The organism is Aeromonas sp. Prich7-2, assembly GCF_017939255.1.
GTDB lineage: Bacteria > Pseudomonadota > Gammaproteobacteria > Enterobacterales > Aeromonadaceae > Aeromonas > Aeromonas caviae.
This window is the reverse complement of sequence record NZ_JAGKRI010000011.1, coordinates 1-25,532: the sequence shown is the minus strand read 5'-3', so window position 1 is coordinate 25,532 and position 25,532 is coordinate 1. Positions and strand designations below refer to the sequence as shown.

General features: G+C 64.0%; 22 protein-coding genes and 1 pseudogene. 9 read left to right on the top strand and 14 right to left on the bottom strand.

The annotated features are described in order from the left end of the window. From J9892_RS03300 to J9892_RS03280, 5 genes and pseudogenes are all read right to left on the bottom strand, one after another. Positions 1-418, bottom strand: a pseudogene (locus tag J9892_RS03300) (helix-turn-helix domain-containing protein); the annotation flags it as partial. A gap of 167 nt (positions 419-585) precedes the next feature. Next, positions 586-1,941 (bottom strand): NCS2 family permease, encoded by a 1,356-nt coding sequence (locus J9892_RS03295; protein WP_210537985.1) that lies wholly within the window; start codon positions 1,939-1,941, stop codon positions 586-588. Positions 1,942-2,195: 254 nt separating this feature from the next. Further along, on the bottom strand, positions 2,196-2,525 hold the full coding sequence (locus J9892_RS03290) for a hypothetical protein (protein WP_042074228.1): 330 nt from the start codon (positions 2,523-2,525) through the stop codon (positions 2,196-2,198). 138 nt (positions 2,526-2,663) lie between these two features. After that, positions 2,664-4,331 carry an energy-dependent translational throttle protein EttA gene (ettA, locus tag J9892_RS03285; RefSeq protein WP_043152583.1) on the bottom strand — a complete coding sequence of 556 codons (1,668 nt, stop codon included), beginning with the start codon at positions 4,329-4,331 and terminating at the stop codon, positions 2,664-2,666. Between the two features lie 276 nt (positions 4,332-4,607). Beyond that, positions 4,608-5,453 carry a lytic transglycosylase domain-containing protein gene (locus J9892_RS03280; RefSeq protein ID WP_043152584.1) on the bottom strand — a complete coding sequence of 282 codons (846 nt, stop codon included), beginning with the start codon at positions 5,451-5,453 and terminating at the stop codon, positions 4,608-4,610. 354 nt (positions 5,454-5,807) lie between these two features. Here J9892_RS03280 and J9892_RS03275 point away from each other — a divergent pair, with 354 nt between their 5' ends. Genes J9892_RS03275 through J9892_RS03265 form a run of 3 tightly spaced genes read left to right on the top strand, consistent with a single transcriptional unit; the run spans position 5,808 to position 8,588 of the window. Next, a complete protein-coding gene (locus J9892_RS03275; RefSeq protein ID WP_043152587.1) occupies positions 5,808-6,548 on the top strand; it encodes a glycosyltransferase family 2 protein in 741 nt (246 codons plus the stop codon). Continuing rightward, positions 6,545-6,910 carry a lipid-A-disaccharide synthase N-terminal domain-containing protein gene (locus J9892_RS03270; protein WP_236261637.1) on the top strand — a complete coding sequence of 122 codons (366 nt, stop codon included), beginning with the start codon at positions 6,545-6,547 and terminating at the stop codon, positions 6,908-6,910. Before J9892_RS03275 ends, J9892_RS03270 begins: the two co-directional genes overlap by 4 nt. Beyond that, entirely contained in the window at positions 6,900-8,588 is a 1,689-nt protein-coding gene (locus J9892_RS03265) for a glycosyltransferase family 39 protein (RefSeq protein WP_246876611.1), read from the top strand. Before J9892_RS03270 ends, J9892_RS03265 begins: the two co-directional genes overlap by 11 nt. A gap of 81 nt (positions 8,589-8,669) precedes the next feature. On the opposite strand, the gene J9892_RS03260 is transcribed toward J9892_RS03265, so the two are convergent. Together J9892_RS03260 and J9892_RS03255 are read right to left on the bottom strand one after the other, a co-directional pair. Continuing rightward, entirely contained in the window at positions 8,670-9,668 is a 999-nt protein-coding gene (locus tag J9892_RS03260; RefSeq protein WP_210537983.1) for an NAD-dependent epimerase, read from the bottom strand. Beyond that, the gene (locus tag J9892_RS03255) at positions 9,665-11,026 is read right to left on the bottom strand and encodes a UDP-glucose/GDP-mannose dehydrogenase family protein (protein ID WP_210537982.1); all 1,362 of its coding nucleotides are present in this window, start codon (positions 11,024-11,026) and stop codon (positions 9,665-9,667) included. The genes J9892_RS03260 and J9892_RS03255 overlap by 4 nt, the downstream gene beginning before the upstream one ends. Positions 11,027-11,321: 295 nt before the next feature. Here J9892_RS03255 and J9892_RS03250 point away from each other — a divergent pair, with 295 nt between their 5' ends. Next, positions 11,322-11,930 (top strand): YitT family protein, encoded by a 609-nt coding sequence (locus J9892_RS03250; RefSeq protein WP_043152597.1) that lies wholly within the window; start codon positions 11,322-11,324, stop codon positions 11,928-11,930. A gap of 97 nt (positions 11,931-12,027) precedes the next feature. On the opposite strand, the gene J9892_RS03245 is transcribed toward J9892_RS03250, so the two are convergent. From J9892_RS03245 to J9892_RS03235, 3 genes are read right to left on the bottom strand one after another with little or no spacing between them, the layout of a single operon-like run. Further along, positions 12,028-12,816 (bottom strand): heme ABC transporter ATP-binding protein, encoded by a 789-nt coding sequence (locus tag J9892_RS03245; RefSeq protein WP_210537981.1) that lies wholly within the window; start codon positions 12,814-12,816, stop codon positions 12,028-12,030. Between the two features lie 15 nt (positions 12,817-12,831). Then, positions 12,832-13,863, bottom strand: coding sequence for an iron ABC transporter permease (locus J9892_RS03240; protein WP_201964183.1), 1,032 nt, complete (start codon positions 13,861-13,863; stop codon positions 12,832-12,834). Then, positions 13,860-14,705: an ABC transporter substrate-binding protein gene (locus J9892_RS03235; protein ID WP_103260746.1), complete on the bottom strand. Its 846-nt coding sequence runs from the start codon at positions 14,703-14,705 to the stop codon at positions 13,860-13,862. Before J9892_RS03235 ends, J9892_RS03240 begins: the two co-directional genes overlap by 4 nt. 167 nt (positions 14,706-14,872) lie before the next feature. Between J9892_RS03235 and hutX the strand changes: the two genes are divergently transcribed. Then, positions 14,873-15,385 carry a heme utilization cystosolic carrier protein HutX gene (gene hutX / locus J9892_RS03230; protein WP_039040073.1) on the top strand — a complete coding sequence of 171 codons (513 nt, stop codon included), beginning with the start codon at positions 14,873-14,875 and terminating at the stop codon, positions 15,383-15,385. Beyond that, on the top strand, positions 15,382-15,939 hold the full coding sequence (hutZ, locus tag J9892_RS03225; protein WP_010673228.1) for a heme utilization protein HutZ: 558 nt from the start codon (positions 15,382-15,384) through the stop codon (positions 15,937-15,939). The genes hutX and hutZ overlap by 4 nt, the downstream gene beginning before the upstream one ends. A 64-nt stretch (positions 15,940-16,003) precedes the next feature. Here the strand turns inward: hutZ and J9892_RS03220 are convergent, their stop codons facing one another. Genes J9892_RS03220 through J9892_RS03210 form a run of 3 tightly spaced genes read right to left on the bottom strand, consistent with a single transcriptional unit; the run spans position 16,004 to position 17,985 of the window. Next, on the bottom strand, positions 16,004-16,411 hold the full coding sequence (locus J9892_RS03220; RefSeq protein WP_041211184.1) for a hypothetical protein: 408 nt from the start codon (positions 16,409-16,411) through the stop codon (positions 16,004-16,006). A gap of 57 nt (positions 16,412-16,468) precedes the next feature. Beyond that, positions 16,469-17,002, bottom strand: coding sequence for a cysteine hydrolase family protein (locus tag J9892_RS03215; RefSeq protein WP_134997919.1), 534 nt, complete (start codon positions 17,000-17,002; stop codon positions 16,469-16,471). 14 nt (positions 17,003-17,016) lie between these two features. Beyond that, positions 17,017-17,985 carry a ChaN family lipoprotein gene (locus J9892_RS03210; RefSeq protein ID WP_210537980.1) on the bottom strand — a complete coding sequence of 323 codons (969 nt, stop codon included), beginning with the start codon at positions 17,983-17,985 and terminating at the stop codon, positions 17,017-17,019. A 196-nt stretch (positions 17,986-18,181) separates the two neighbouring features. Here J9892_RS03210 and J9892_RS03205 point away from each other — a divergent pair, with 196 nt between their 5' ends. The 3 genes from J9892_RS03205 (at position 18,182) to J9892_RS03195 (ending at position 25,204) form a co-directional block, all read left to right on the top strand. Further along, positions 18,182-20,275 (top strand): TonB-dependent hemoglobin/transferrin/lactoferrin family receptor, encoded by a 2,094-nt coding sequence (locus J9892_RS03205; RefSeq protein ID WP_043152608.1) that lies wholly within the window; start codon positions 18,182-18,184, stop codon positions 20,273-20,275. Positions 20,276-20,536: 261 nt separating this feature from the next. Further along, positions 20,537-21,679, top strand: coding sequence for a 3-phenylpropionate MFS transporter (locus J9892_RS03200; protein ID WP_010673233.1), 1,143 nt, complete (start codon positions 20,537-20,539; stop codon positions 21,677-21,679). Positions 21,680-21,742: 63 nt separating this feature from the next. Continuing rightward, positions 21,743-25,204: a PAS domain-containing hybrid sensor histidine kinase/response regulator gene (locus J9892_RS03195; protein ID WP_043152611.1), complete on the top strand. Its 3,462-nt coding sequence runs from the start codon at positions 21,743-21,745 to the stop codon at positions 25,202-25,204. Positions 25,205-25,331: 127 nt separating this feature from the next. On the opposite strand, the gene J9892_RS03190 is transcribed toward J9892_RS03195, so the two are convergent. Then, positions 25,332-25,532 (bottom strand): hypothetical protein (locus J9892_RS03190; RefSeq protein ID WP_210537979.1); only part of this gene is annotated, 201 nt, incomplete at its 5' end.

Sequence of the window (25,532 nt, the reverse complement as noted above, 5' to 3'; positions counted from 1 at the left end):
TGGTCTGCAAACGGCGCTTGTCGATCTCCTTGATGGTGTGCCAACCGACCCCGGTGAGCTGGCTGACATGGCGGATGGGGAGGTACTGAACGAGCGCTTCAATCCAGCACTGCATGCGCCGGGTGAGGCGGGAGCCAGAGGGGAGCTAGTCGATATGTTCACTGACGCGACCACAGCGCAGACAGTCGACGCGGCGAACAGGCAGTTGTAACCAGACTTGTCGGTCAAATAGGTCTCGCTCACGCACCCGGCGGATACGTTGGTCGTGGATCAATGGCGTGGGTTGCAGGCATCGGCGACAACGGGGCAACAGGTCGGCGCGAGGCTCAAGGGTAAACAGGGTGTGATGGTTGGCAGAAAGCGCTTGGGCGATGACGGTATAACCTGGCCAGAAGGAGGCAATATCAATATGATGCACGGCGACAGCAGGGTGATGGTGGTGGTGTGTTTGGAGACAGCCAGTTTACCAGCACCCTGTCTGTCAACTTCCACTTCCCCAAGATCCCGCGAAGAACCTAAAAAATGCCCGTCGATGACGGGCATTTTTGTTTTCAGAGTCTGGTTTTTCTTTTCATGGAAGAAAAATCAGTGGGCATCGACCCAGACAAACTTGAGGACGAACAGCAGGGCGACCACCAGCACGCAGGGGTTGATCTCGCGCCAGCGGCCGGTGCCCGCCTTCATCACGCAGTAGGAGATGAAGCCCACGGCGATCCCCTCGGTGATGGAGAAGCTGAACGGCATCATGACGGCGGTCATGAAGGCCGGCACCGCCTCGGTCAGGTCTTCCCACTTCACCCGGGTCAGCTCGGAGCACATCAGCACGCCCACGTAGATAAGGGCGCCGGCAGCGGCGTAGGCTGGCACCATGGCGGCGACCGGGGAGAAGAAGATGGCCAGCAGGAACAGCACGCCCACCACGATGGCGGTCAGACCGGTGCGACCGCCGACGGCGACGCCGGAGCTGCTCTCGATGTAGGCCGTCACGGACGAGGTCCCCATGAAAGCGCCGCCGACGGAGCTGACGCTGTCCACCACCAGGGCCTGCTTCATGCGCGGGAAGTGGCCCCTGTCATCGGCCAGCTTGGCGCGATTGGTCACGCCGATCAGGGTGCCGGAAGAGTCGAACAGGTTGACCAGCATAAAGGAGAAGATGATCCCGGCGAGGCTGATGTCCAGCGACCCCATCAGATCCAGCTGACCGAAGACGGGGGCAATGCTGGGCGGCACCGAGACGAACCCCTTGAAGGTGACATCCCCGAACAGCCAGCCCAGCGCCGTGGTGACCACGATGGCGATCAGCACGGCGGAGTGGACGCCGCGGGCGGAGAAGATGCAGATCAGGAAGAAGCCGAGCAGCCCCAGCAGGCAGGGCAGGGAGGTGAGGTCCCCCACGGTCACCATGGTCGCGGGGCTCGCGACCACGATGCCGGCATTGTGCAGGCCGAGCAGGGCGATCAGCAGGCCGATGCCGGCGGTGATGCCGACCCGCAGGGTGAGCGGTATGTTGGCGATGAGCCAGTAGCGCACCCGCAGCAGGGTGAGGATCAAGAGCCCCAGGGCGCCCCAGAAGATGGTGCCCATGCCAACCTGCCAGGAGTAGCCCATGCCGGCCACTACCACGAAGGCGAAGAAGGCGTTCAGGCCCATGGCGGGTGCCAGGGCGATGGGTAGATTGGCCAGCAGGCCCATCAGGATGCTGCCGATGCCGGCGATGAGGCAGGTGGTGACGAACACGGCCTGGGTGTCCATGCCCGCGGCAGAGAGGATCTGCGGGTTGACGAACACGATATAGACCATGGTCAGGAAGGTGGTGATGCCGGCGATGACCTCGGTGCGGACCGTGGTGCCATGACCGCGCAGGGCAAACAGACGCTCGAGCAATCCTTGCCCGGCAGCCGGGCTGGCGGTCTGCCCGGTAGCGTGATGTGGTTGATTCATGTTGGATTCCAATGGGTAACGTGAAATAAGCAGCAGGGGGCCGCACCCATCCATGCGGGGTGAAGGGCCCTGTCTCTGGCGATGAAGTGACCAGACTCGTCCTGATACCGTGACAGCGCGCACATTTTCACACAGGCGGCGGCGTTTACAAACCCCGGATCTGCGAGGCGGATCAATGAATAGAGCAAAAATTCAAACGTTTGCCCTTGGGGGTGTAAAAATGGGGCTCGATAGAACCTTCTCTGTGGGGACCATCAACGGCTCTTCAGGTAGCGCTCGATAAGCTGGCTCAGCACGGCATCGCTCTGCTCCAGCAAGGGAGCCAGACTCGCGCCCATGCGCTGCAGCAACAGGCCGGCTTGCGCCTCGCTCAACTTGCGCCCCTCGATGAGGAACTCCTGCTCCGGCAACTGCTTGTCGTGGCGGGGGAGCAGCACCCAGCTGACCCGCCCGGGTTCGATGGCGGCAAAGACCCGGCTGGCCGCGGTGCAGAAGGTGTCGATGTGCTGCTTGCCATCCGGACCCAGACAGCCGGGTTCGATCCGGATCTGGATGGTGAGTCTGGTCGTGGTGGGTTGGGTCATGGTTCTATGCTGCCAGGGTAGGGAGGGGAATTGTAAGCCAGGAGGCGATAAAAAGGGGAGCCCGGGCTCCCCTTGTCCGCATATGCAGCTCGCTTGTCGCAATGGACGCGGTGCGGCTGACTGTACCAATCGTTCCCTTTACTTGGCGATGCGCTTGTACTTGGCGCGGCGCGGCTGGACGGCCTCGGCGCCATAGGTCTTCTTCTTCCACTCTTCGTATTCGGTGAAGTTGCCCTCGAAGAACTCGATCTTGCCCTCGTCCTGGTAGTCCAGGATGTGGGTGGCGATGCGGTCGAGGAACCAGCGGTCGTGGGAGATGACCATGGCACAGCCGGGGAACTCCAGCAGAGCGTTCTCCAGGGCGCGCAGGGTTTCGATGTCCAGATCGTTGGTCGGTTCGTCCAGCAGCAGCACGTTGCCGCCGGTCTGCAGCAGCTTGGCCAGGTGCAGACGACCGCGCTCGCCACCGGAGAGCTCGCCAACCCGCTTCTGCTGGTCGGAACCCTTGAAGTTGAAGCGGCCGATATAGGCACGGCTCGGGAACTCGTAGTTGCCGATGCGCAGGATATCCTGGCCGTCGGCGACTTCCTCGAACACCGTCTTCTTGTCGTTCATCTGGTCGCGGAACTGATCCACCGAGGCCAGCACCACGGTGTCACCCAGGGTGATGGAACCGGAGTCCGGCTGCTCCTGACCCGACATCATGCGGAACAGGGTCGATTTACCGGCACCGTTCGGGCCGATGATGCCGACGATGGCGCCCTTCGGAATGGAGAAGGAGAGATCGTCGATCAGCTGGCGGTCGCCATAGGACTTGCAGAGGTTGGCCACCTCGACCACCTTGTCGCCGAGGCGGGGTCCGGGCGGAATGAACAGCTCGTTGGTCTCGTTGCGCTTCTGGTAGTCGTTGGTGTTGAGCTCCTCGAAGCGCGCCATACGGGCCTTGGACTTGGCCTGACGGCCCTTGGGGTTCTGGCGAACCCACTCCAGCTCCTTCTCGATGGACTTGCGACGGGCCGCTTCGGAACTCGCTTCCTGGGCCAGACGGGCGTCTTTCTGCTCCAGCCAGGAGGAGTAGTTGCCCTCCCAGGGGATGCCCTCGCCACGGTCCAGCTCCAGGATCCAGCCGGCCACGTTGTCGAGGAAGTAGCGGTCGTGGGTGATGGCCACGACAGTGCCCTCGTAGTCGTGCAGGAAGCGCTCCAGCCAGGCCACGGATTCCGCATCCAGGTGGTTGGTCGGTTCGTCCAGCAGCAGCATGTCCGGCTTTTCCAGCAACAGGCGGCACAGGGCCACGCGGCGGCGTTCACCCCCGGAGAGGTGCTTGATCTGGGCATCCCAGGCCGGCAGGCGCAGGGCGTCGGCCGCGCGCTCCAGCTGGTTTTCCATGTTGTGGCCGCCCTGGGCGGCGATGATGGCCTCCAGCTCGCCCTGCTCGCGGGCCAGCTTGTCGAAGTCGGCGTCCGGATCGGCGTAGGCCGCATAGACCTCGTCGAGGCGAGCCATGGCGCGTTTCACCTCGCCCACCGCCTCTTCGACCGCCTCGCGCACCGTCTGCTCCGGATCCAGCTTAGGCTCCTGGGGCAGGTAGCCGATCTTGATGCCGGGCTGCGGGCGGGCTTCCCCTTCGATCTCGGTGTCGATCCCGGCCATGATGCGCAGCAGGGTGGATTTACCGGCGCCGTTCAGACCCAGCACGCCTATCTTGGCGCCCGGGAAGAAGGAGAGGGAGATGTTCTTGAGAATATGACGCTTGGGCGGCACTACCTTGCCGACCCTGTTCATGGTGTAAATAAATTGAGCCATTGGCTAATTCTCTTCCTTTTCAGCAGTTTAATGTCGTGACATTAACAGACTGATGTCGTGGTGGGGCCGGGTCGACGGGCCGTCAACCCGGTTCCAAAAAACCCGTCGATTGTAAACCAATGGGGAGGGGGCGGCAAAGCCGGGGAGCGGGGAGCCAGGGGGCTGGCGAGCGGCCGAGAGGCGGCAGCGGACAGGAGCGTGCCGGGCCCTGTCTTAAGATTTCCTTAAGCCTGGCCCGATAGGATTCGTGCGGATGAGATGGCCGGTGAGTGGTGCTCAGCGTGGCAGCCGGCGCTCCTTGGCCGGATCCTGCCCCGAGTAGTAGAGCACCCGCTGCACGTACTCCTGGGTCTCCCGATAGGGGGGCACGCCGCCGTGGCGCAGGACGGCCTGCTCCCCGGCGTTGTAGGCGGCGCTGATCCTGACCCAGTCCGGGCCAAACTGCTTCTCCAGCCACTTCAGGTAGATCATGGCGCCACGGATGTTCTGCCGGGCGTCGAACGGCCGGGTCACGCCGAAACGGGCCTGGGTTTCGGGGATGAGCTGCATGACCCCCTGCGCCTGCTTGGGGGAGACGGCGGTGCTGTTCAGATTGGACTCGGCGATGGCGATGGCCAGCGCCAGCTGGGGATCGACCCTGTGGCGCTTGGCCGCCTGGCGGATCATGCTGGCCAGCTGCTGCTTGCTCGTGGATTGCCGGGCCAGGTAGCTGTCCTGATCGAAGGGGGTGCTGGGCCGCACCCAGGGGGCGCCGCCTCCGCTGCCACCGACGCCACAGGTGCCGAGGGGGGCGTTGCCGACCCGCTCGTTGTAGTAACGGGCGGCTTGCTGGTTGCCAAGGCGCATGGCCATGGCCAGGTAGGCGTTGGCGCTGCGGGCATTGCGGATCCCCTGGGGGCCGCGAGCCAGCAGGCGACCGATGCGGTAGTAGGCTTCCGGGTTGCCCAGGCTGGCGGCGGTGCAGTAGTGGGCGATGGCCTGCCTCGGGTTGCCGCGCTCCATGGCGGCGCCCTGGCGCAGGGCGCTCATCGCCTTGGGGGCCTGGCGAAATGCATCGGCATGGGCCGATGCCGTGGTCAACAGCAGGAGCAGCCCCCAGCCCCAGGCGCAGAGTCTCTGCATGATGGTTACCTCGTTGGCTTGTCCGGAAGATATAGGTTCTCCACGGGTTGGCTGCCAGCCAGACGATGGAACATGTGGTTATGTGTTCGTCCATCAGAGATGAAAACGGTATGGAACTTTTGAGACAGAGGAAAACCTCGCCCCATGGCATGCCATGCATTCTCGGGTTGTGGCGATGCCGGGCTGGAACTTATAGGTCGACCTTAGTTGATGCGCTTATTAATTGTTGAATGATAGACTGCGACCAGCGCCATGCAACGCCTTGTTTTTACGTGAGATGGACACAGTTCTCACCGGTTTTTCATGATATAAGCAACAGGATTTGTTGCCCCTTTTTATAGTCGGGAAGCTCATATGGGTTATTCAGTCGATGTATCAGTAGTGGTGCCTGCCAAGGATGAACGGGACAATCTGGCTCCCCTCATCGGGGAGATAGATGCGGCCCTGGGCGGCAAGTACGACTACGAGTTGATCTACGTGGACGACGGCAGCGAGGACGACAGCTTTGCCGTCCTGTGCGAGCTGAAGGCGCGCTTCGCCAGCCTGAGGGTCGTGCGCCACGTGCGGGCCGTCGGCCAGAGCATGGCGGTGCTGAGCGGCGTGCGTCACGGTCGTGGCGACTGGCTGGTGGTGCTGGACGGCGACGGCCAGAACGATCCGGCCGACATTCCCGCCATGCTGGAAGAGGCCAAGCGCCGTTTCGCGGCGGACAAGAGCCAGGTCGGGCTCATCGGCCATCGCGTCAATCGGCGCGATGACTGGGTGAAGCGCCTCTCGTCCAGGCTGGCCAACGGCTTCCGCGATCTGCTGCTGCGGGACGGCATCCCGGATACCGGCTGCGGCCTCAAGGTGGTGCGCCGCGACTGGTATCTGCGCCTGCCCGGTTTCAACCATATGCACCGCTACATCCCGGCCCTGATCCAGGCCCAGGGTGGCCGCATGTCCCCCTGGCCGGTCAATCACAGACCCCGGCAGGCGGGCATCTCCAAGTACGGCGTCTGGAACCGGCTCTGGGTCGGGCTGGTGGACGTGGTCGGTGTCTGGTGGTTGCAGCGCCGCTCCAAGGTGGTCGAGGTGAGGGAGACATTGGAGTGATCGATGCCTTGCTCTCGATGCCACTGACCTGGCTGGACTGGACGGGTCTGCACGTCACCGGCTGGAAGATCATCGGCTACACAGGGGCGCTGATGTTCGGCGGCCGCTGGCTGGTGCAGTTCGTCGCCTCCAAGCGCGCCGGCAAGCCGGTGATCCCGCGCATGTTCTGGTACATGAGCGTGCTCGGCAGCCTGATGACCCTGAGCTACTTCGTCTTCTCGCCCAAGCAGGACTCGGTCGGCGTGCTGCAGAACCTCTTCCCCACCTTTACCGCCCTCTACAGCCTCTATCTGGATATCCAGCACAGAGGCTGGAAGCGGGACAAGGTCGTCAACGACTATGAGGCTCGTCATGGTAAATGATCGTTACCTGCTCAATCAGAGCTCATTCGGCTGGTTGCTGCTGATCGCCCTGGTGGTGCTCGGCGCCGGCCTCGGCCTGCGGGACCCCTGGCCCGCCGATGAACCCCGTTTCGCCCTGATCGCCAAGGAGATGGTGGAGAGCGGCCAGTGGCTGTTCCCCATGCGCGGCGGCGAGATCTACCCGGACAAGCCCCCCATGTTTATGTGGGGCATCGCCATCGGCTATCTGCTGACCGGCTCCATCAAGGTGGCGTTCCTGCTGCCCTCCCTGCTGGCGGGTCTGCTGACCATCACGCTGGTGTGGGACATGGGCCGCCGCCTGTGGAACCCCTCGGTCGGCTTCCTGGCCGGGCTGTTGCTGCTGTTTACAGTCCAGTTCACCCTGCAGGCCAAGACGGCGCAGATCGATGCGCTGGTCACCTTCTTCATCACCCTCGGCGTCTACGGCTTCGTCCGCTTCCTGCTCTGCGGTGGCGGTTGGCGCTGGTACTGGCTCGGCTGGTTCGCCGCCGGGCTCGGCATCATCACCAAGGGGGTGGGGCTGCTGGCCCTGCTGATCCTGATCCCGGCTGTCTGGACCCACAGGGAGAAGATCCGCGCCGCCACCAGGGGCGATTGGCTCAAGGGGCTGGCGGGGCCGCTCTTTATGGTGCTGGCCATCGCTCTCTGGCTGGTGCCCATGTTGCTCGCCGTGGCCCAGAGCGGGGATCCCGTGCTGCAGGCCTACCGGGACAACATACTGCTGCGCCAGACGGTGACCCGCTATGCCAACGCCTGGCATCACGTCAAACCCTTCTGGTACTATCTCACCTCGGTGATCCCGCCATTCTGGCTGCCGCTCTCCCTGCTGCTGCCCTGGCTGGTGGTGGCCTGGCGCAAGGCCATCCAGGGGCAGGACAGGCGCATCATATTGCTGCTCGGTTACCTGGTGCTGGTGATCCTCTTCTTCTCGGCCTCGCCGGGCAAGCGCGGCGTCTATGTCACGCCGGGTACGCCGGCGCTGGCCCTGCTGACGGCTCCCTTCGTTGCCGATCTGCTGGCGCGGGTCTGGCCCGCACGCCTGCTGGGTGGACTCGGCTGGCTGCTGGGGATCATCTGTGTGGGCGGGGCGGGGGCGCTGGCCTTCAGCGCCGGGCTGGCGAGCAGACTGGAGGATCTGGGCCCGGCCCCCTGGCTGCCCCTGCTGGCGATGGGAGGGGCGCTGCTGCTGGTCAATGCGCTGCTGCGCCGGGCGCCGCTCAGTGCCCTCCTCTGTTCGCTGGCGGTGGGGTGGCTCATCTACTCCAGCTGGATCTGCGTGAGGCTCAACGACATGCGCACCCCGGAGGGGGTGATGGCGCTGGCGGCGGAGCGGGTGCCTGCGGGGAACGAGCTGCTGCTGGCCGGTTTCAAGGAGCAGCACCTGCTGTTCAGCCAACGGCCCCTGCGACATTACCCTTATCTGATGGGGGATGGGGAGCAGGCGCGCGAGGCGGCGGCCTGGATTGCGGCCGCTCCCGGTCGCTGGGTGCTGGGCGCAGCCGATCTGATGGCGGTCTGTTTCGACGCAGATCGCATGGAGAGCCTCGGTAACCGCCACCGCACCGACTGGCTGCTGGCCGGGCCTGAGGCCCTCAAGCCGGCCTGTCGCGGTCTGAGCCCACAGATAGCGCCCTTCAGCTATGCCCCCGGGCCCTGAGCCCGGACGGCAGGAGAGTAAGCCGGATAAACAGAGGGGCTGCCATTGGCAGCCCCTTTCTATTTGGATGATCCTGTGCGGTCAGATCCTGTAGTACTCCCTGTACCACTTCACAAAGCTCTCGACCCCTTCGGTCAACCCTACCTTGGGGCGATAGCCGGTTGCCTCGAACAGCGCCTCTGTGTCGGCCCAGGTGGCGAGCACGTCGCCGGGCTGCATGGGCAGCATGTTGCGGATCGCCCGTTTGCCGAGCACCGTCTCTATGGCCTCCACGAAGTCCAGCAGCCGCACCGGGCTGCCGTTGCCGATGTTGAAGAGGCGGTAGGGGGCCGGGCTGGCATCCGTCTGCCCCCGCCAGTTGGTATCACCGACCGGTGGCCTGTCCGCGACCCGTACTATCCCCTCCACGATGTCGTCCACATGGGTGAAATCCCGGCTGAGCTGGCCCTGGTTGTAGATGTCGATAGGCTCGCCCTTGAGGATGGCGCGCACGAACTTGAACAGCGCCATGTCGGGGCGACCCCAGGGACCGTAGACGGTGAAGAAGCGCAGGCCCGTGGTGGGCAGGCCGTAGAGGTGGGAGTAGGAGTGGGCCATCAGCTCGTTAGCCTTCTTGCTCGCCGCGTAGAGAGAGACAGGGTGATCCACTCCGTCCGTGGTTTTGAACGGCATCTGCTCGTTGAGGCCATAGACCGAGCTGGACGAGGCGTAGACCAGGTGCTGTACCCCGTGATGGCGGCACCCCTCCAGCACGGTCAGGGTGCCGGTGAGGTTGCTGTCGGCGTAGGCAAAGGGGTTGTCCAGGGAGTAGCGCACCCCGGCCTGGGCCCCCAGATGGATCACCCGGTCAAACTGCTCGCGGGCAAAGAGCGAAGCCATGGCCGCGCGGTCCGCGAGATCGGTGCGCTCGAAGCGAAAGCCGGGCAGAGGCGTGAGCAGGGCGAGGCGCGCCTCCTTGAGACTCACCTCGTAGTAGTCGTTGAGGTTGTCGATGCCGACCACCTCGTGGCCCTCGGCGCACAGCCGCCCAGCCAGGTGAAAGCCGATGAAACCGGCTGCGCCGGTGACGAGATACTTCATCGCGGCTGCCCCAGACCGTGCGCCTGTTCCAGGCTGTCGCCTCGGCCGATGGCGTAATAGGTGAAGCCGCGCTGGCGCAGGCGGGCCGGATCGTAGAGGTTGCGACCGTCGATGATGACGGCCTGCTTCAGGGTGCGCTGGATCAGCTCGAAGTCGGGGGCGCGGAACTGCTGCCACTCGGTGCAGATGAGCAGGGCATCGGCCCCCTGGAGGGCCGCCTCCTGGGTGCCGCACAGGGTCAGGTCGTCCCGCAGGCCGTAGAGGTGCTGGGCCTCTTTCATGGCCTCGGGGTCGTACGCCTGCACCCTGCCGCCGGCGGCCCAGATGGCGTCCATCAGCACCCGGCTCGGGGCCTCCCGCATGTCGTCTGTGTTGGGCTTGAAGGCGAGCCCCCAGAGCGCGAAGGTGCGGCCGCTCAAGTCGGCGCCGAAGTGCTGGTGCAGCCGCTCGGCGAGCCTGTGCTTCTGCCTGTCGTTGACCTGTTCCACCGAGCGCAGCAGCGGCGCCTCGCAGCCCGCCTCCTTGGCGGTGTGGATCAGCGCCTTCACGTCCTTCGGGAAGCAGGATCCGCCGTAGCCGCAGCCCGGATAGATGAAGTGGTAGCCGATGCGCGGATCGGCGCCTATGCCCTTGCGCACCGCCTCGATATCGGCCCCCAGCTTCTCCGCCAGATTGGCCATCTCGTTCATGAAGGAGATCTTGGTGGCCAGCATGGCGTTGGCGGCGTACTTGGTCAGCTCGGCGCTGCGCTCATCCATCTGGATGATGCGATCGTGCTGGCGGTTGAAGGGGGCATAGAGCTCCTCCAGCAAGGCGAAGGCATGGGACGAGCCGGTGCCGATGATGATGCGATCCGGTCGCAGACAGTCACTGACGGCGGCCCCCTCCTTGAGAAACTCGGGGTTGGAGACCACCTCGAGCGGCAGCTCGACGCCGCGCTCGCGCAGTATGGCCTCGATGTGCCGGCGCACCTTGGTGGCGGTGCCGACCGGTACAGTGCTCTTGTTGATCACGACTTTGCCAGCCTGCATCAGGCGGCCTATGGTGCCGGCCACCGCCAGCACGTGCTGCAGATCGGCTGAGCCGTCCTCATCCGGCGGGGTGCCGACCGCGATGAAGATCAGCTCGGCATAGCCCACCCCCTCGGCCACGTCCGTGGTGAAATGCAGGCGGCCGGCCTGGTGGTTGGCCTGCACCATGGGGGCGAGACCGGGCTCGAAGATGGGGATGATGCCCTCTTTCAGGCGCTCGACCTTGACGGCATCCACATCCACGCAGGTTACCTGGTGACCCATCTCGGCCAGCACGGCGGCCTGGACCAACCCCACATAACCTATCCCGAATACGGCGACTCTCATCTACTGTTGCTCCGCAGGCAATTGCAAGGCACTCATTCTAGAACGATTCGCTGCCGCGAGCAGCGGGAACCGTCCGCTTTTTCAGGCCGCTGTCAGTTTTCGGGGGAGCGTTATTTTGGTGCAAGGGTTGTAACGCCATGCTGACGCGCACCATTTTGGCGCATATCGTCGCGTACTTGTGATCCGGCTCACTGAAATCGGACACTGTGGTCATAAACGAAGTCCCGATCCACGGGGCTCGCCACCGCCAGTGCTGGCGACAGACACTCTTTTCACTTCGCATGGACACCCGGTTATGGACAACACCCCCCGCTCTGCGCACCCGCTCTATGAGGATGTGCTCGCCCTGCTGACCGCGGCAGGCTTCGTCTCCCTCGGCATCTTCCTGTTCCACCAGGTCGGCCTGCTCACCGGCGGCACCGCCGGGCTGGCGCTGCTGCTGCAGCAGGTGACCGGCATCAGCTTCGGCCTGCTGTTCTTCGCCATGAACCTGCCGTTCTACGCCCTGGCCTGGCTCAGGATGGGGCCGCGCTTCACCCTCAATACCTTTGCCGCCGTGGCCACCGTCTCCTTCATGACGGATCACCTCAACGCCGTGCTGCAGATAGGCAAGATCGAGCCCGTCTACGCGGCGCTCATCGGCGGCACCCTGATCGGCATGGGACTGCTCATCATGTTCCGCCACAAGGCGAGCCTGGGGGGCTTCAATATCCTGGCGCTCTTCATCCAGGACAGGTTCGGCATCCGGGCAGGCAAGCTGCAGATGGGACTGGATTGCGCCATCGTCGTCGCCTCCTTCTTCGTGGTCTCTCCCTGGCTGCTGGTGCTTTCCGTGGTGGCAGCCATCATCTGTAATCTGGTGTTGACACTCAATCACAAGCCGGGGCGCTACCAGATAGCCTGATGTGCCCGTGGGGATTGCCCTGCTGGTCAGCCCAAGGCTGGATACCGCAAAAAGACAGAGCGCCTGATGGCGCTCTGTTGCTATCTGCCCCTGGGTGTCACACCACTATGGGAACGCCACTCTCGGGGTGGTGGATCACCTGTGCGGGGTAGTTGTAGAGGCGCGCGATGAGCTCCGGAGTCAGCACCTCGCCTGCGTTGCCGTCAGCCATCAGCCTGCCCTGCTCCAGCATCACCAGTCTATCGGCGTAGCGGGCTGCCAGATTGAGGTCGTGCAACACCACCAGCACGGCGGTGTTGCGACCGGCCAGGGCGCGGGCCATGGTGAGCAGCTGGTGCTGGTACTTGAGGTCGAGGGCCGAGGTGGGTTCGTCGAGCAGCAGCAGCCGCGCTTGCTGCGGTTCGTCCGGGGCCTGCCAGATCTGGGCCAGCACCCGGGCGAACTGCACCCGCTGGCGCTCCCCGCCGGAGAGGCCGGGGTAGAGGCGGCCCGTCAGGTGATCCACCCCGGCGTGGGTCATGGCGGCACGCACAATCTCGTCGCGTCGGCTTGCCGGCTCGCTGTGGGGCAGTCGCCCCATGGCCACCACCTCCTCGCACAGGAAGGGGAAACTCAGGGACGAGCTTTGCGGCAGCACCCCGAGCCTGTGGGCCAGCGCGTTGCCGGCCCACTCCTGGCGTTTCTGGCCGAACAGGGCGATGGTTCCCTCATGTGCCAGCTCGCCGGTCAGGCATTTGAGCAGCGAGCTTTTTCCGGCGCCATTCGGGCCGAGCAGGGCGGTCAGACTGCCGGCCTGCAGCTCGAGATCCAGGCGGTCCAGAATGAGGCGGTTGCCCAGGCGGAGGCTGAGCTCCCGGCAGAGAAGCAGGGGGGGGGATCCGGGCAAGGTGACGTTCTCCTGTTACAGCGTCCGGCGGCTCTTGACCAAGAGCCAGATGAAGAAGGGCGCCCCCATCAGGGCGGTGATGATGCCCACCGGCAGCTCGGCCGGCGCCAGCAGGGTGCGGGCCAGCATGTCGGCCCCCAGCAGCAGGCCTGCCCCCAGCAGGGCCGACAGCGGCAGCAGGCGGATATGGTTGGGCCCCGCCAGCAGCCGTACCAGATGGGGAACCACCAGGCCGACGAAGCCGATCATGCCCGCCACCGCCACCGCCACGCCGACCCCGGCGGCGGTGAGCAGGATCTGGCGCCGCTTGAGCGCCTGCACGTTTACCCCCAGATGACGGGCCTCTCCCTCTCCCAGCAGCAGGGCGTTGAGGGGGTTGGCGTCGCGCATGAAGAGCCACAGCAGGGCGGCCAGGGTCGCCAGGGCCAGCGCCACGTCCAGCGGCTTGCCCGCGGCCAGCGACCCCATCTGCCACAGGCTGAGGTTGCGCAGCATCTGATCGTCCGCCAGGTAAGTCAGCAGCCCTATCACGGCACCGGACAGCGCCGTGATGGCGACGCCGGCCAGCAGCATGACGGTGACCGAGGTTCCCCCCTCACGGGTACCCAGCAGATAGACAAGCGTGGTGGTGAGTGCCCCGCCGAGAAAGGCGAGCAGGGGCAGCAACCCCAGGCCGAGCAGGCTCTGCAGGTGCGAGCCCAACGGGGCGAGCAACACGATGGCCAGGGCCGCGCCGAGTGCCGCCCCACCCGACACCCCTATGATGCCGGGGTCTGCCAGGGGGTTGCGAAACAGTCCCTGCATCACGGCGCCGCAGAGGCCGAGAATGCCCCCCACGGCGATGCAGAGCAAGGTTCGTGGCAGACGGATCTCCTGCACGATCAATAATTTGTGAGCCTCAATCCCGCTCTGTGGTCCGGCAAACAGGGCGCGCAGGCTCTCACCAAGGGAGAGGGACATGGGGCCGGTCGCGAGGGACCCGACCAGCAGCAACGCCAGCGCGCAGCCGGTCAGGGCGAGCAGCCAGGGCAGAGGCAGGCGCATCAGGAACCCTGCTTGATCCACTGGGCGATCTGGTTCGCCTGTTGCAGGGAACGAAGGCTGAGGCCCCCTTGCAGGGCATGTCCGTCGATGGCGTGGATGGCCTTGTTCTTGCCTGCCGGGGTGGCTGACAGGGCGGGCACCTGGCTCAGGACGGCGTCGGGATCCTGATACTGCTGCCAGTCGCGGCCGCTCACCAGCACCAGATCAGGTTGCAGCTCGATGAGGGATTCGGTGGAAACGGGCTTGTAGTCGTGGAGCCCAGCCACCGGATTGACGCCGCCCGCCAGGGTGACGAGGGCGCTGGCGGTGGTGTTGCCGCCAGCGATGCTGGTGGGCTGACCCTTGTGCAGCAGCAGGAAGGCGACCTTGAGGGGCTTGTTCTGCTTCGCCTGCGCCGCCAGGGTGTCGCTCTGGGCGGCAATCTCCTCCTTGAGCTTGCTCCCTGCCGCCTGGTCACCCAGGAGATGGGCCAGGGTATCGATGCGCTCGTTGAGGTTGGCCAGCGTAGGGGCTGTGGCCATGACCTCGACCTTGACGTTGGCACGGCGCAACTGATCAAGCGTGCTGTTCGGGCCCATCTCGTCGCTGCCGACCACCAGGGTCGGAGAGAGACTCAGGATCCCTTCGGCGGCGAGGGCACGGTGATAGCCGACCTTGGGCACGCCTCTGGGCTCCGGACTGCTGACATCGGTGGCGACCAGGCTCTGCTCGCCTCCCAGTGCCAGGATGAGTTCCGTGGTGGCCGGGCCTATGCTGACGATACGCTCCCCCGCCATGACGGATGGGGAAGAGAGGGAAAGGGCACAGCCGAGCAGGCTGAATGCGAGGGCAAAACGACGGCCCATGCGAACCTCCGAAGGATGAATGAAATAGGGTTGCCGCCGAGAATATCAAGTCGCCCATCAAAATGCACTGAGAATGAAAGCGATTATCAATTGCGTTACTTGGGGCGCTTTATTACAGTATCCGCCGCGACACCGAGCACCATCGCCAGATCATCCAGGGAGAACCGATGAGCATTGCACAACGCATTCACGCGCTGCTGGAGCAAGACCCCAGCGCCCACCCGTCCACCCTCGCCACCGAGCTGGCCGTCAGCGAGTGGGAGGTGGTACGCCATCTGCCTGCCGCCCTGATGACGCAAGTGCCGGCCGGGGAGGCCGAAGCCCTGCTGGCGGACTTGTCCAACTGGGGTCAGGTGACCACCATCGTCGAATCCGATGGCTCCATCTTCGAGGTGAAGGCTCCCTTCCCCAAGGGCAAGAACGCGCGCGGCTACTACAACCTGATGGGGCGGGACGGCGAACTGCACGGCCACCTCAAGCTCGACAACGTGGCGGGCATCGCCCTGGTCAGCAAGCTCTTCATGGGCAAGGAGGGGCACTCCTTCCAGTTCTTCGGCCACAGTGGCCGCTGCATTTTCAAGATCTACCTGGGCCGGGACGAGCAGCGTCAACTGCTGCCTGAGCAGGTGGAGCGTTTCATGGCCCTGCGCCGTCAGTATCAAGAGGAAGTGAAAGCATGAGTGAACGTCAGGAGCGCCTGCAAAACCGCCTGCAACCGGAGATCCGCGAGTTCCGCGACGGTTGCCGTACCCTGCAGCTCGCCACTGTAGATGGCGAAGGCAACCCCAATGCCAGCTATGCCCCCTTCGTGCTGCAGGAAGATGGATACTATGTGCTCATCTCCGAGATAGCTCGCCACGCCCGCAACCTGCAACAGGTGCCCAAGGTATCGCTGATGCTGATCGAGGACGAAACCGGGGCCCGCGAGCTGTTTGCCCGCAAGCGTCTGACCTTCGATGCGGTCGCCGAGGTGGTGGCCCGCGACGACGCACGCTGGGAGAAGGCCGTTGCGGCGCTGGAAGGGCGTTTCGGCGAGATCGTCAAAGGGCTCTCCAACCTCAAGGACTTCGTGCTGTTTCGGCTCAAGCCCGAGCAGGGACTGTTCGTCAAGGGATTCGGTCAGGCATTCCGTGTCTCCGGCGACGAGCTGGTTGACTTCGTTCACCTGGTGGAAGGACACAAACGCATCGACAACGGCGCCGAGCTGACCAGCCCGGCGGATGAACCCGTTTGAGGGGACAATCAGCGAGATGAGAAACGGGCAGCCTGGGCTGCCCGTTTTGTTGTTATGTCCCGGGTTACTCCTGCCAGCCTGCCTGGTTGGGGAAGGCATCGCGATCGGCCTGGGTGGCGCTCTCGTTGCATTCCCCGCGGATCTTCCAGGAGGTCTGGCTGAGGACGATATAGCCGCTTCGGCAATACTTGCGCGTGGCCAGCATCTGGGTGAGCTGCTCGTCCTGCAGGGCTTCCCGGCGTTCCAGCAAGCTCTTGTCGCGGCGGCTCAGCCGGTTGTCATCTCCCTCCTGCAACCGGGTGGGCAGGACGTCGAGAGGGGCGGCCTCGAAGGTGAAGCGCTTGCTCCCGTCGTCGCTGATATGGGTGTGGAACAGGGGGGCCGGGCCATCGGGGGCTGCCCCCGGCAATCCGGAGCAGGCGGTGAGCGCCGGTAACAGCAGCGTGAGGGCAACGGCAGAGAGTAGACGCACACAAGACTCCAATCGGGTGTTCACATCAGGACGGGCAGCTTAACACGCCCGCTCGGGTTAAATGGTGGCCAGCAGCTCATCCGTCGTGAGCAGGGTCACGCTTCTTCCTTGAGGCAGGCTCAGATGCCGCCACATGAAGTGGTGGTGCTGGATGATCTGCTCCGCACTCAGGTGCGGCCTGTCCGCCGTGGTATGGGCGTCGGTCACCGCAAAGGCGTCAAAGCCCCTGGCGGCGGCGCTGCGCAACGTGGTATCGACGCAAAAGTCGGTGGCACAGCCGCAGATGAGCAGTCTGTCTACCGACTGCTCTGCCAGCAGGAAGCCGAGCTCGGTGTCGAGGAAGCTGTCACAGGCGGTCTTGCGCACCCGGCTGTCGTGGGGAGACGGGGCCAGATCGGCGTGCAGTTGCCAGCCAGCACTGCCAGGTTCCAGCTCGGAACCCGGTTCGTCGTGTTGCACATAGATGACCCGTCCGTGGTGGCCCCGCACGCGATCGGCCAGACGATTGATGTTGGCGATGACCTGGGCATCCTGATGGCGGGGGTTATCGAACAACCCCTGTTGCATGTCGATGACGAGTAACACATCCATATGAAATCCTTGGGCTATTTTGAGGGTTGCAACCATTGGCTGCAGTCACGGCTTCGGGATTGATGCAGTGCGCCCATATCTTGCTTCATTTCCTTTGCATTTAGCCAGCGTTCCGGCAGGGGAGCGATGTGGACCCCGACATCGGCGTCTCTCCCGGGTGCTGTCTCGTCACCGGTTTGCGGCACGATGAGTGCCACCTTGAGTGCCGGATTGCGGCTGGCGATGCGACTGGCGATCCCGAGCCCCCCTTCCACGTGGAAGTTGCCTGCGATATGCATGATGCGCCTGCCGGGATGCTTGCCCAGATAATCCACCATGCTTTCGGCCATGGTGTCGTCCCAGCTGGTCTGGGCGGCGAAGCGACGGGCGTTGCCGTCCGCATCCCCATGGTGCATGGAAGCCATGAACTTCTGGCGGTAGCCGTCATCCCCCAGAGTCAGCTCGCGGGCAAGCTGGCTGCGGCGATTGGCCGGCAGTTTGTCGAGCCAGGCCGGTCCCTCCTGACCGACGCAGCTCACCAGGGGTTTGGGGGCATTGGCGGCGATCACTGGCAGGTGCTGCGCCTTGGCAAACTCCACCAGAGGGCGGTAATCACTCTGGTAGTTGGGCCAGGCATGGCCATCTCGAATGAGGGCCGATTCGCCGATGCGTCCGGCCAGGTAGGCATCCAGCACCGGCTGATCGGCGCGGCTGAACTGCTCCATGGAGAGTACCAGGGCCCGGCCATCGGCTTGCGACATCTCGTCAAGCCCCGCCAGCAGACGTGCCTGCAACAGATGGATGGCCGGGTGAGTGTGAAGCTCCCCCACCAGCACGATGTCGGCATCCGCCACCCGCGCCACCGCCTGCTCGAAGGTCAACGCCTGCCCCTGGGCCGTATCGAGCCGTGCGTCATAGAGGGTCTCGGGTGGGGTGTTCTGCGACGTGGTGGCGCAGGCGGCCAGCAGCAGGGGCAGGGCGAGTAGGGGGAGTCGTCGGATCATGGTTACTCACTCAAGAAACAGGGGATGGGAAAAGGCTGCACCATGGGATGGCGGCATGGCGAGCGAAAAAGTGGCGCCAGTGTAAGGGGGAATGACGATAAAGTGAAATGAGAATGATTCACTTTATTATTGATCTTTGTCTCTGGCGGGGTAATATGCCTTCCGCTTGATAATAATTCTCAATAAGGACTTTGCAGTGGCGCACAACAACACCCCCTCCCTGATAGCCCTCGCCGTGGCGGCCGGGCTGATCTCCCCCACTTTCGCCGCAGACAAGAAAGCCGATGAAGTCATGGTCGTCAGCGGCTCCCGGATGGAACAGAAGCTGGAAGATGTTTCCGGTCCCATCGCCGTCATTACCTCGGAGCAGATTGAAGAGCAGGTCGTCAGCAACGTCGCCGATCTGTTCCGCTATGAGCCCGGGGTGAGCGTGCAGGGAGGAGCAGGAGATGCCCAAACCTTCACCATTCGCGGCATGAGCGAAAACCGGGTCAAGGTGGTGCAGGACGGTGTGCGCCAGAACGATGCCTACAAGAATGGCGGCGTGGGTCAGACCTACTTCGACACCGACATGATCAAGCAGGTGGAAGTGGCCAAAGGGCCGGCCTCGGCCGCTTACGGTTCCGATGCTCTGGGAGGCGTCATTGCCATCACCACCAAGGATGCAGGCGACTTCCTCAAGGGCCGCGACAGCTATCTGGATGCGACCACGGGTTATGCCTCCAGCAGCCACCAGAGAATGGCCGGCATCACGGGGGCGCTGCGCACCGGGGAAGTCGAGAACCTGCTGCGCTACACCTGGCGCGATGGCGGTGTCACCCAGAATTATGACGGCGACAAGAACGAGTTCGACATCGTCAGCCAGGCCGTGCTGTTCAAGAGCAAGTGGAATCTCTCCGATGATCAGTTCCTGAAACTGACGGTGGATTACTTCACCGAGGGGCAGGATCCGGATGCCATCGATCTGACCAAGGCGGGCTCCGTCTTCAACCAGCCCATTACCGACAAGGAGACCGACAACCTCTCCCTGGTACTGGATCATGGCCTCGCCCTGAACGCCCCCTGGGCGGATCGCGTGGACAGCAAGATCTACTACAGCCGCGCCAAGCAGACCCTGGATCAGTACGCTTCGTCCAAGTATCCGGTCATGCCGGGCAACCCCTATGTGACCAAGAACTCCCTGGATCACAACGGTTTCGAGCAGGAGAGCCTGGGCGCCCAGGTGAAGTTCAACAAGGCGCTCGCCAGCCAGCGTCTGGCCTGGGGCCTGGAATACGAGCACACCGACAACGAGCGCACCCGCTTCAAGGGGCCGACCGTTCCGGGTGACTTCGTCGGCTACAACGAGCTGAGCTTCCCCTCCACCACCAGCGAGCGCAGTGCGCTCTGGGCCTTTGACGAGATCAAGTTCGGCGAGCGCTGGGTGCTGACCCCGGGCGTGCGTTACGACTACTACAAGATGACCCCGGACGAGGATCCCGCCTACACGGGCGAGAACATGAAGAAGATCTCCGAAGGGGAGTTCTCTCCCAAGCTGGGGCTGGTGTTCAAGGCGCACGAGGCGGCGAACCTGTTCGCCCAGTACAGCCACGGCTTCAAGGCGCCCATGTATGACAACGCCTTCTCCACCCTGAACCACCAGGCGTATGGCTATCGCATCGAGCCCAACCCGAACCTCAAGCCAGAGAGCAGCGACGGCATCGATCTGGGGGTGCGCGGCAGCCGTGGCGGGTTCAGCTATGAAGTGGCCACCTTCTACAACAAGTTCGACGACTTCATCGAGCTGACGGCCGTGGGCACCGAAGGCCGTACCGCCCTCTATCAGTACCAGAACCTGGACAAGGCGACCACCAAGGGGGCCGAGGCCAAGGCGGACTACTGGTTGAACGAGCTGGTCAACGTCTGGGGCAACCTGGCCTACATCGAGGGCAAGGATGGCGAGGGCAACTACATCAACAGCCTGAGCCCCCTGAACGGCAGCGTCGGAGTGCGTCTGGAGCAGCCGAACTGGAACATCAACACCGCATTGCGCTTTGCCGACGACATGGACAAGGTGGGCAAGGATGCGCGAGGCAACGACAACATCAAGAGCGCAGGCTGGGGCGTGGTGGATCTCTATGCCCAGTTCAAGCCGGTGCAGGACCTGCAGCTCAACGTGGGGGTGTTCAACCTGTTTGACAAGGAGTACGTGAGCTACGAGAGCATCACCGGCCTTGCCGCCACCGCAGATACCAGCAAGCAGACCAAGCCTGGCCGCAACCTCAGTGCACGGGTCAAGTACGTGTTCTGATGGTCGTGGACCAGCATGAAGGAAAAGGGGCCCTCAGGCCCCTTTTGTCATGAAGGTCGGCGTCTGCAAAAAAGAAACCCGCCAGGGGCGGGTGGAAGGATTGCAACACTCATCAGGAAGCGGTGTTACCCAATAGACAGGGGGATGTGACAAAGGTTCAACTTTATTGATATTTATGGTTTTTATCTGTCATGCCGCCTGGGGATCCCCGCCCCGAAATCGGTTATCATTTGTGCCCCTTGTCATGCAGCCCGAGCCTCTATGCCCGCGTTCTCCTGGTTAGCCCTGTTTTTTGGTGCCTTCTACTTCGTTTATGGCGCCTACCTGCCGTTCTGGTCGCTCTGGCTGGAAGGCATCGGGGTGAGTACTGAACAGATAGGGCTATTGCTAGGGGTGGGCATGGCCATCCGCTTTGCCGGCAACCTGATGGTGATGGGGCGAGTCAAGGGAGCCGGCCAGTTGCTGCCCGTCACCCGGCTGCTCTGTCTGCTGAGTCTGCTGGCCTTCCTCGGTTTCTATCTGGGCCACAGCCTCTGGTGGCTGGTGGTGCTGACCCTGGCGGCCAACTTCATCTACCCGACCCTGATGCCCATGGGAGAGGCGCTTGCCACCCGTATGGTGGTGCAGACCCACCTCGACTACGGCAAGGTGCGGCTGTGCGGCTCCTTTGCCTTTATCGTCGCCTCCACCCTGGTGGGGGCCCTGGTGGGCAACTTTGGCAGCGACTGGGTGCTGCACACCATGGTGGCCGGGCTGCTGATCATGCTGGGGCTCAGCCTGCTGCCGCTGCGACCCGCCCCCCGGGAGCTGCAAGGGGAGCGGGCCAAGGCCTCGCTGCTCGTCACGCTCAGGTCGGCCCCGGTGCGCCGCTTCCTGCTCATCACCGCCCTGCTGCAGGGGAGCCACGCGGCCTACTACGGTTTCAGCGCCATCTACTGGAAGAGCGCCGGCTACAGCGGCACCCTGATCGGGTATCTCTGGGCTCTGGGAGTGGTGGCGGAGATCGCCATGTTCGCCGCGGACAAGCGCTTCCTCCAGCGCTTCGGCGCCCAGACGCTGTTTCTGGTGGGGGCCCTTGGCTGCGTGGTGCGCTGGGTGCTGCTCGGCAGTTCTACCGACCTGGCGGTGCTGGTGCTCGGCCAGCTGCTGCACGGGGTCACCTTCTGCGTCAGCCACCTCGGCGCCATCCGCTTCATGACCCGCCAGTTGCCCGCGGAGCAGCAGATCCCCACCCAGGCGCTCTATGCGGCCCTGGGCCTTGGCATGACGGTGGCGGCCCTGATGGCGATCTGCGGCGTGCTGTTCGAGCCGCTGGGGGGCGGCATCTTCTTTATCATGGTGCTGGTAGTGCTGCCGGTCTTCGTGTTGCGGCTGCGTGAAGAGAGCCCTGAACAGGGCCGATGACACAGGTCTGCCGGTCTCTGGCGCGGCAGGCCTCCGACTTATCTGGAAAAGGGAAGTAGAGAGATGCACCAAGGATGGCTGCTGATCGGGTTGTCGCTCGCCTATCTGGGCTTGCTGTTCCTCATCGCCTATGTGGCGGACAAGAACAAGCGCCGTCGCCCCAAGGGGCAGCCTCTGCTCTACAGCCTGTCGCTGGCGGTCTATTGCACCTCCTGGACCTTCTTCGGCACCGTGGGCCAGGCCAGCGAATCCCCCTGGTCGCCGGTGCCCATCTACCTGGGCCCCATGCTGGTGTTCCTGTTTGGCTGGCGCCTGCTGGCCCGCCTCATCCTGGTGGCCAAGCGCGAGCACATCACCTCCATCGCCGATTTCATTGCCGCCCGTTATGGCAAGTCCCAGCGCCTGGCCATGGTGATCAGCCTCATCGCCGTCATGGGGATACTTCCCTATCTGGTGCTGCAGCTCAAGGCGATCGTCACCGGGCTCGATCTGCTGATGGCCAACAGCACGGGGGTCAGCCCCACCAGCAACATGGCGGAGCTGGCGCTGGGGGTCACCCTGCTGCTGGCCCTGTTCAGCATTCTGTTCGGCACCCGCAACCTGGATGCCACCGAGCACCACAGGGGCATGGTGGTGGCCATCGCCTTCGAGTCCGTGGTCAAGCTGCTCGCCTTCATGGCGGTGGGGGGCTTTGCGCTCTGGCTCATCATCGCCAGACCGAGCGAGGCGCGTACCCTGGTGGCGGGCGACTTCCTCGATGCGGTGGTGGCGGTGACGCCGGGCGGCCTGCTGGAGCTCGCCATCTACACCCTGATCGCCATGTGCGCCGTCATCTGCCTGCCGCGCCAGTTTCACGTGACCGTGGTGGAGAACAACCAGGGGCAGGATCTGCACTGGGCCCGCTGGATCTTCCCCCTCTATCTCTTCCTGATGGGGCTCTTCATCTGGCCTCTGGCGCTGGCAGGCAAGCAGTGGGTCGGGGCAGACATGGCCTCGGATACCTATGTGATAAGCCTCCCCATGTCCCTCGGATTCGACGGCATGGCGATGCTGGCATTTCTCGGCGGCACCTCGGCGGCCACCGGCATGGTGATCGTCTGCACCATCGCCCTGGCCATCATGGTGAGCAACGATCTGGTGTTGCCGGTCCTGCTGCGCCGGGTCTGGCAACAGGGGCGGGATGAGCGCCTGATGCGGTTGCTGCTGCAGGTGCGTCGGGGTGCCATCTTGCTGATTTTGCTGGCGGCCTGGGCGCTCTATCTCTGGCTCGGGGATCTCACCAGTCTGTCGCGCATCGGCTATCTCTCGTTCGGGGCCGTGGCCCAGTTCGCACCGGCCCTGCTGCTCGGCCTGTACTGGCGTCATGGCAATCGCAAGGGCGTCTATCTCGGGCTCGCCCTCGGGGTCAGCCTCTGGTTCGTGACCCTGCTGGCGGAGAGCGGACTGCTGGCTGGCTCCCCTCTCGAAGCCCTGCTGGCGCCCCCAGACTGGCCGGCGGTGCGGGATCTGAGCCTGGGGGCCTGGTGCCTCTTCCTGAGTCTTCTGCTCAACCTCGCCGGCTATGTGGCGGGCTCCCTGCTGTCACGGGCGGCGGTGAGCGAGCGGCTGCAGGCAGCCAACTTCGTCGGCAAGACGAGCCGGGATACCTCGGCGCTTTATCATGCGCGGGTCTCGGTGAAGGAGCTGGAGATGCTGGCGGCCCGCTTCGTCGGTTCCAGCCGCGTCAAGCGGGCCTTCGGCCGCTTCGCGGGCGAACGGGGAGGCACCCTGGCGCCCCAGATGCAGGCCTCCGCCGAGCTCATCGCCCACACGGAGCGACTGCTGGCCGGGGTATTCGGTACCTCGTCCGCCCGCCTGGTGCTAGCCTCTGCCCTGCAGGGACGCAACATGCAGCTCGAGGAGATCGCGACCATAGTGGACGAGGCCTCCGACATGTTCCGCTTCAACCGCGGCCTGTTGCAGGGGGCAATCGAACACATGGGGCAGGGGATCTCCGTGGTGGACAGGGAGCTCAGGCTGGTGGCCTGGAACCGACGCTACATCGAGCTATTCTCCTATCCCCCCGGTCTCATTCAGGTGGGCCGTTCCATCGAGGAGATCATCCGCTACAACGCTGGACAGGGGTTGTGCGGCCAGGGAGACATCGAGGCCCAGGTAGCGCGGCGGGTTGCCTTCATGAAGCGTGGCAGCCCCCATGTCTCGGCGCGGGAGCGTCCCGATGGCCGGGTCATCGAGATGCAGGGCAACCCCATGCCTGCGGGGGGCTTTGTCATGACCTTCACCGACATCACCCCGTTCAGGGCGGCGGAGCGGGTGCTGCGGGAAGCGAACGAGCACCTGGAGGCGCGGGTGGCCGAGCGCACCCACGAGCTCTCCGAACTCAACCGCCAACTGCTGCTGGTAAACCAGCAGGTGGAGCGGGCCAACCAGTCCAAGAGCCGGTTCCTTGCGGCGGTGAGCCACGACCTGACCCAGCCGCTGAACGCGGCCAAGCTCTTTACCTCCTCCTTGCTGGAGATGCTGCCCCCGGAGGACGAACCGGCCCGCATCGCTCGCCACATCGACGACGCCCTGGGGGCGACCGAGGATCTCATCACGGATCTGCTGGACATCTCGCGCCTCGAGGCGGGCAAGTTCAAGGCGAAGAAGCTCGATTTCGCCCTGAGCGATGTGCTGGACAATCTCAAGGCGGAATTCGGCGTGCTGGCCCAGGCCGGTGGGATCCAGTTCTCCGTGGTGGAGAGCCGCCTTGCGGTCTACAGCGATGTGCGCTTGCTGCGGCGGGTGTTGCAGAACTTCCTCACCAACGCATTTCGCTACAACCCCGGCGGTCGGGTGCTGCTCGGCTGTCGCCGCATGGGGGAGAAGGTGCGCATCGAGGTGTGGGATAACGGCCCCGGCATCCCGGAGGGCAAGCAGGAGGCGATCTTCGACGAGTTTTCCCGCCTCGATCACTCCCGCACCGCCAGGGAGCAGGGGCTTGGCCTCGGGCTCGCCATTGCCCGCGGCATCTCGCTGGTGCTGGGTCATCAGCTCTCCCTGCGCAGCTGGCCCGGAGCGGGGTCCGTTTTTGCCATCACCCTGAACCTCGCGACCCGGCCCGTCATCCCCAGCCAGGTGACGACCCCGGCCCTGCGGGACAGCCAGCTGGAAGGGGTCAGGATCCTCTGCATCGACAACGAGGAGGATATCCTCATCGCCATGGCCTCGCTGCTGGGACGCTGGGGCTGCGAGGTGCGCTGTGCCCAGAGCCAGGAGCAGGCGGAAGAGATCATCGGCGGCGGCTTCCTGCCTGCGCTGGTGCTGTCGGATTATCACCTGGATGACGGCAAGACCGGGTTGCAGGCGCTGCACATGATCAGGCTGGCCCACGGCAACGGTATCGGCGGCATCATCATCAGTGCGGATCGCAAGAGCGAGTTGCAGGCACAGATCCGTGAGCACGGCTTTGGCTACGTGAGCAAACCGGTCAAACCTCTCAAGCTGCGCGCCCTGATGAACAGCCTGCTGATGCCGGTTCAGTGACTGGTCTCACAGAATCGAGCATTGGCTGAACATTTTTTTGATGCCATCCAGGCGCCATGATCGACGATGATGATGCCTATTTCGTCGCCATTTTCCGGATTTGGTGATAATTGAGTCTTGTTGGGTGTCACTTTTGGCAGGTGGCACCCGGGCGACTCTCCTCTATAGTCATTCGGCGATTATTTTTGGTTCTTCGCGGGATCTTGGGGAAGTGGAAGTTGACAGACAGGGTGCTGGTAAACTGGCTGTCTCCAAACACACCACCACCATCACCCTGCTGTCGCCGTGCATCATATTGATATTGCCTCCTTCTGGCCAGGTTATACCG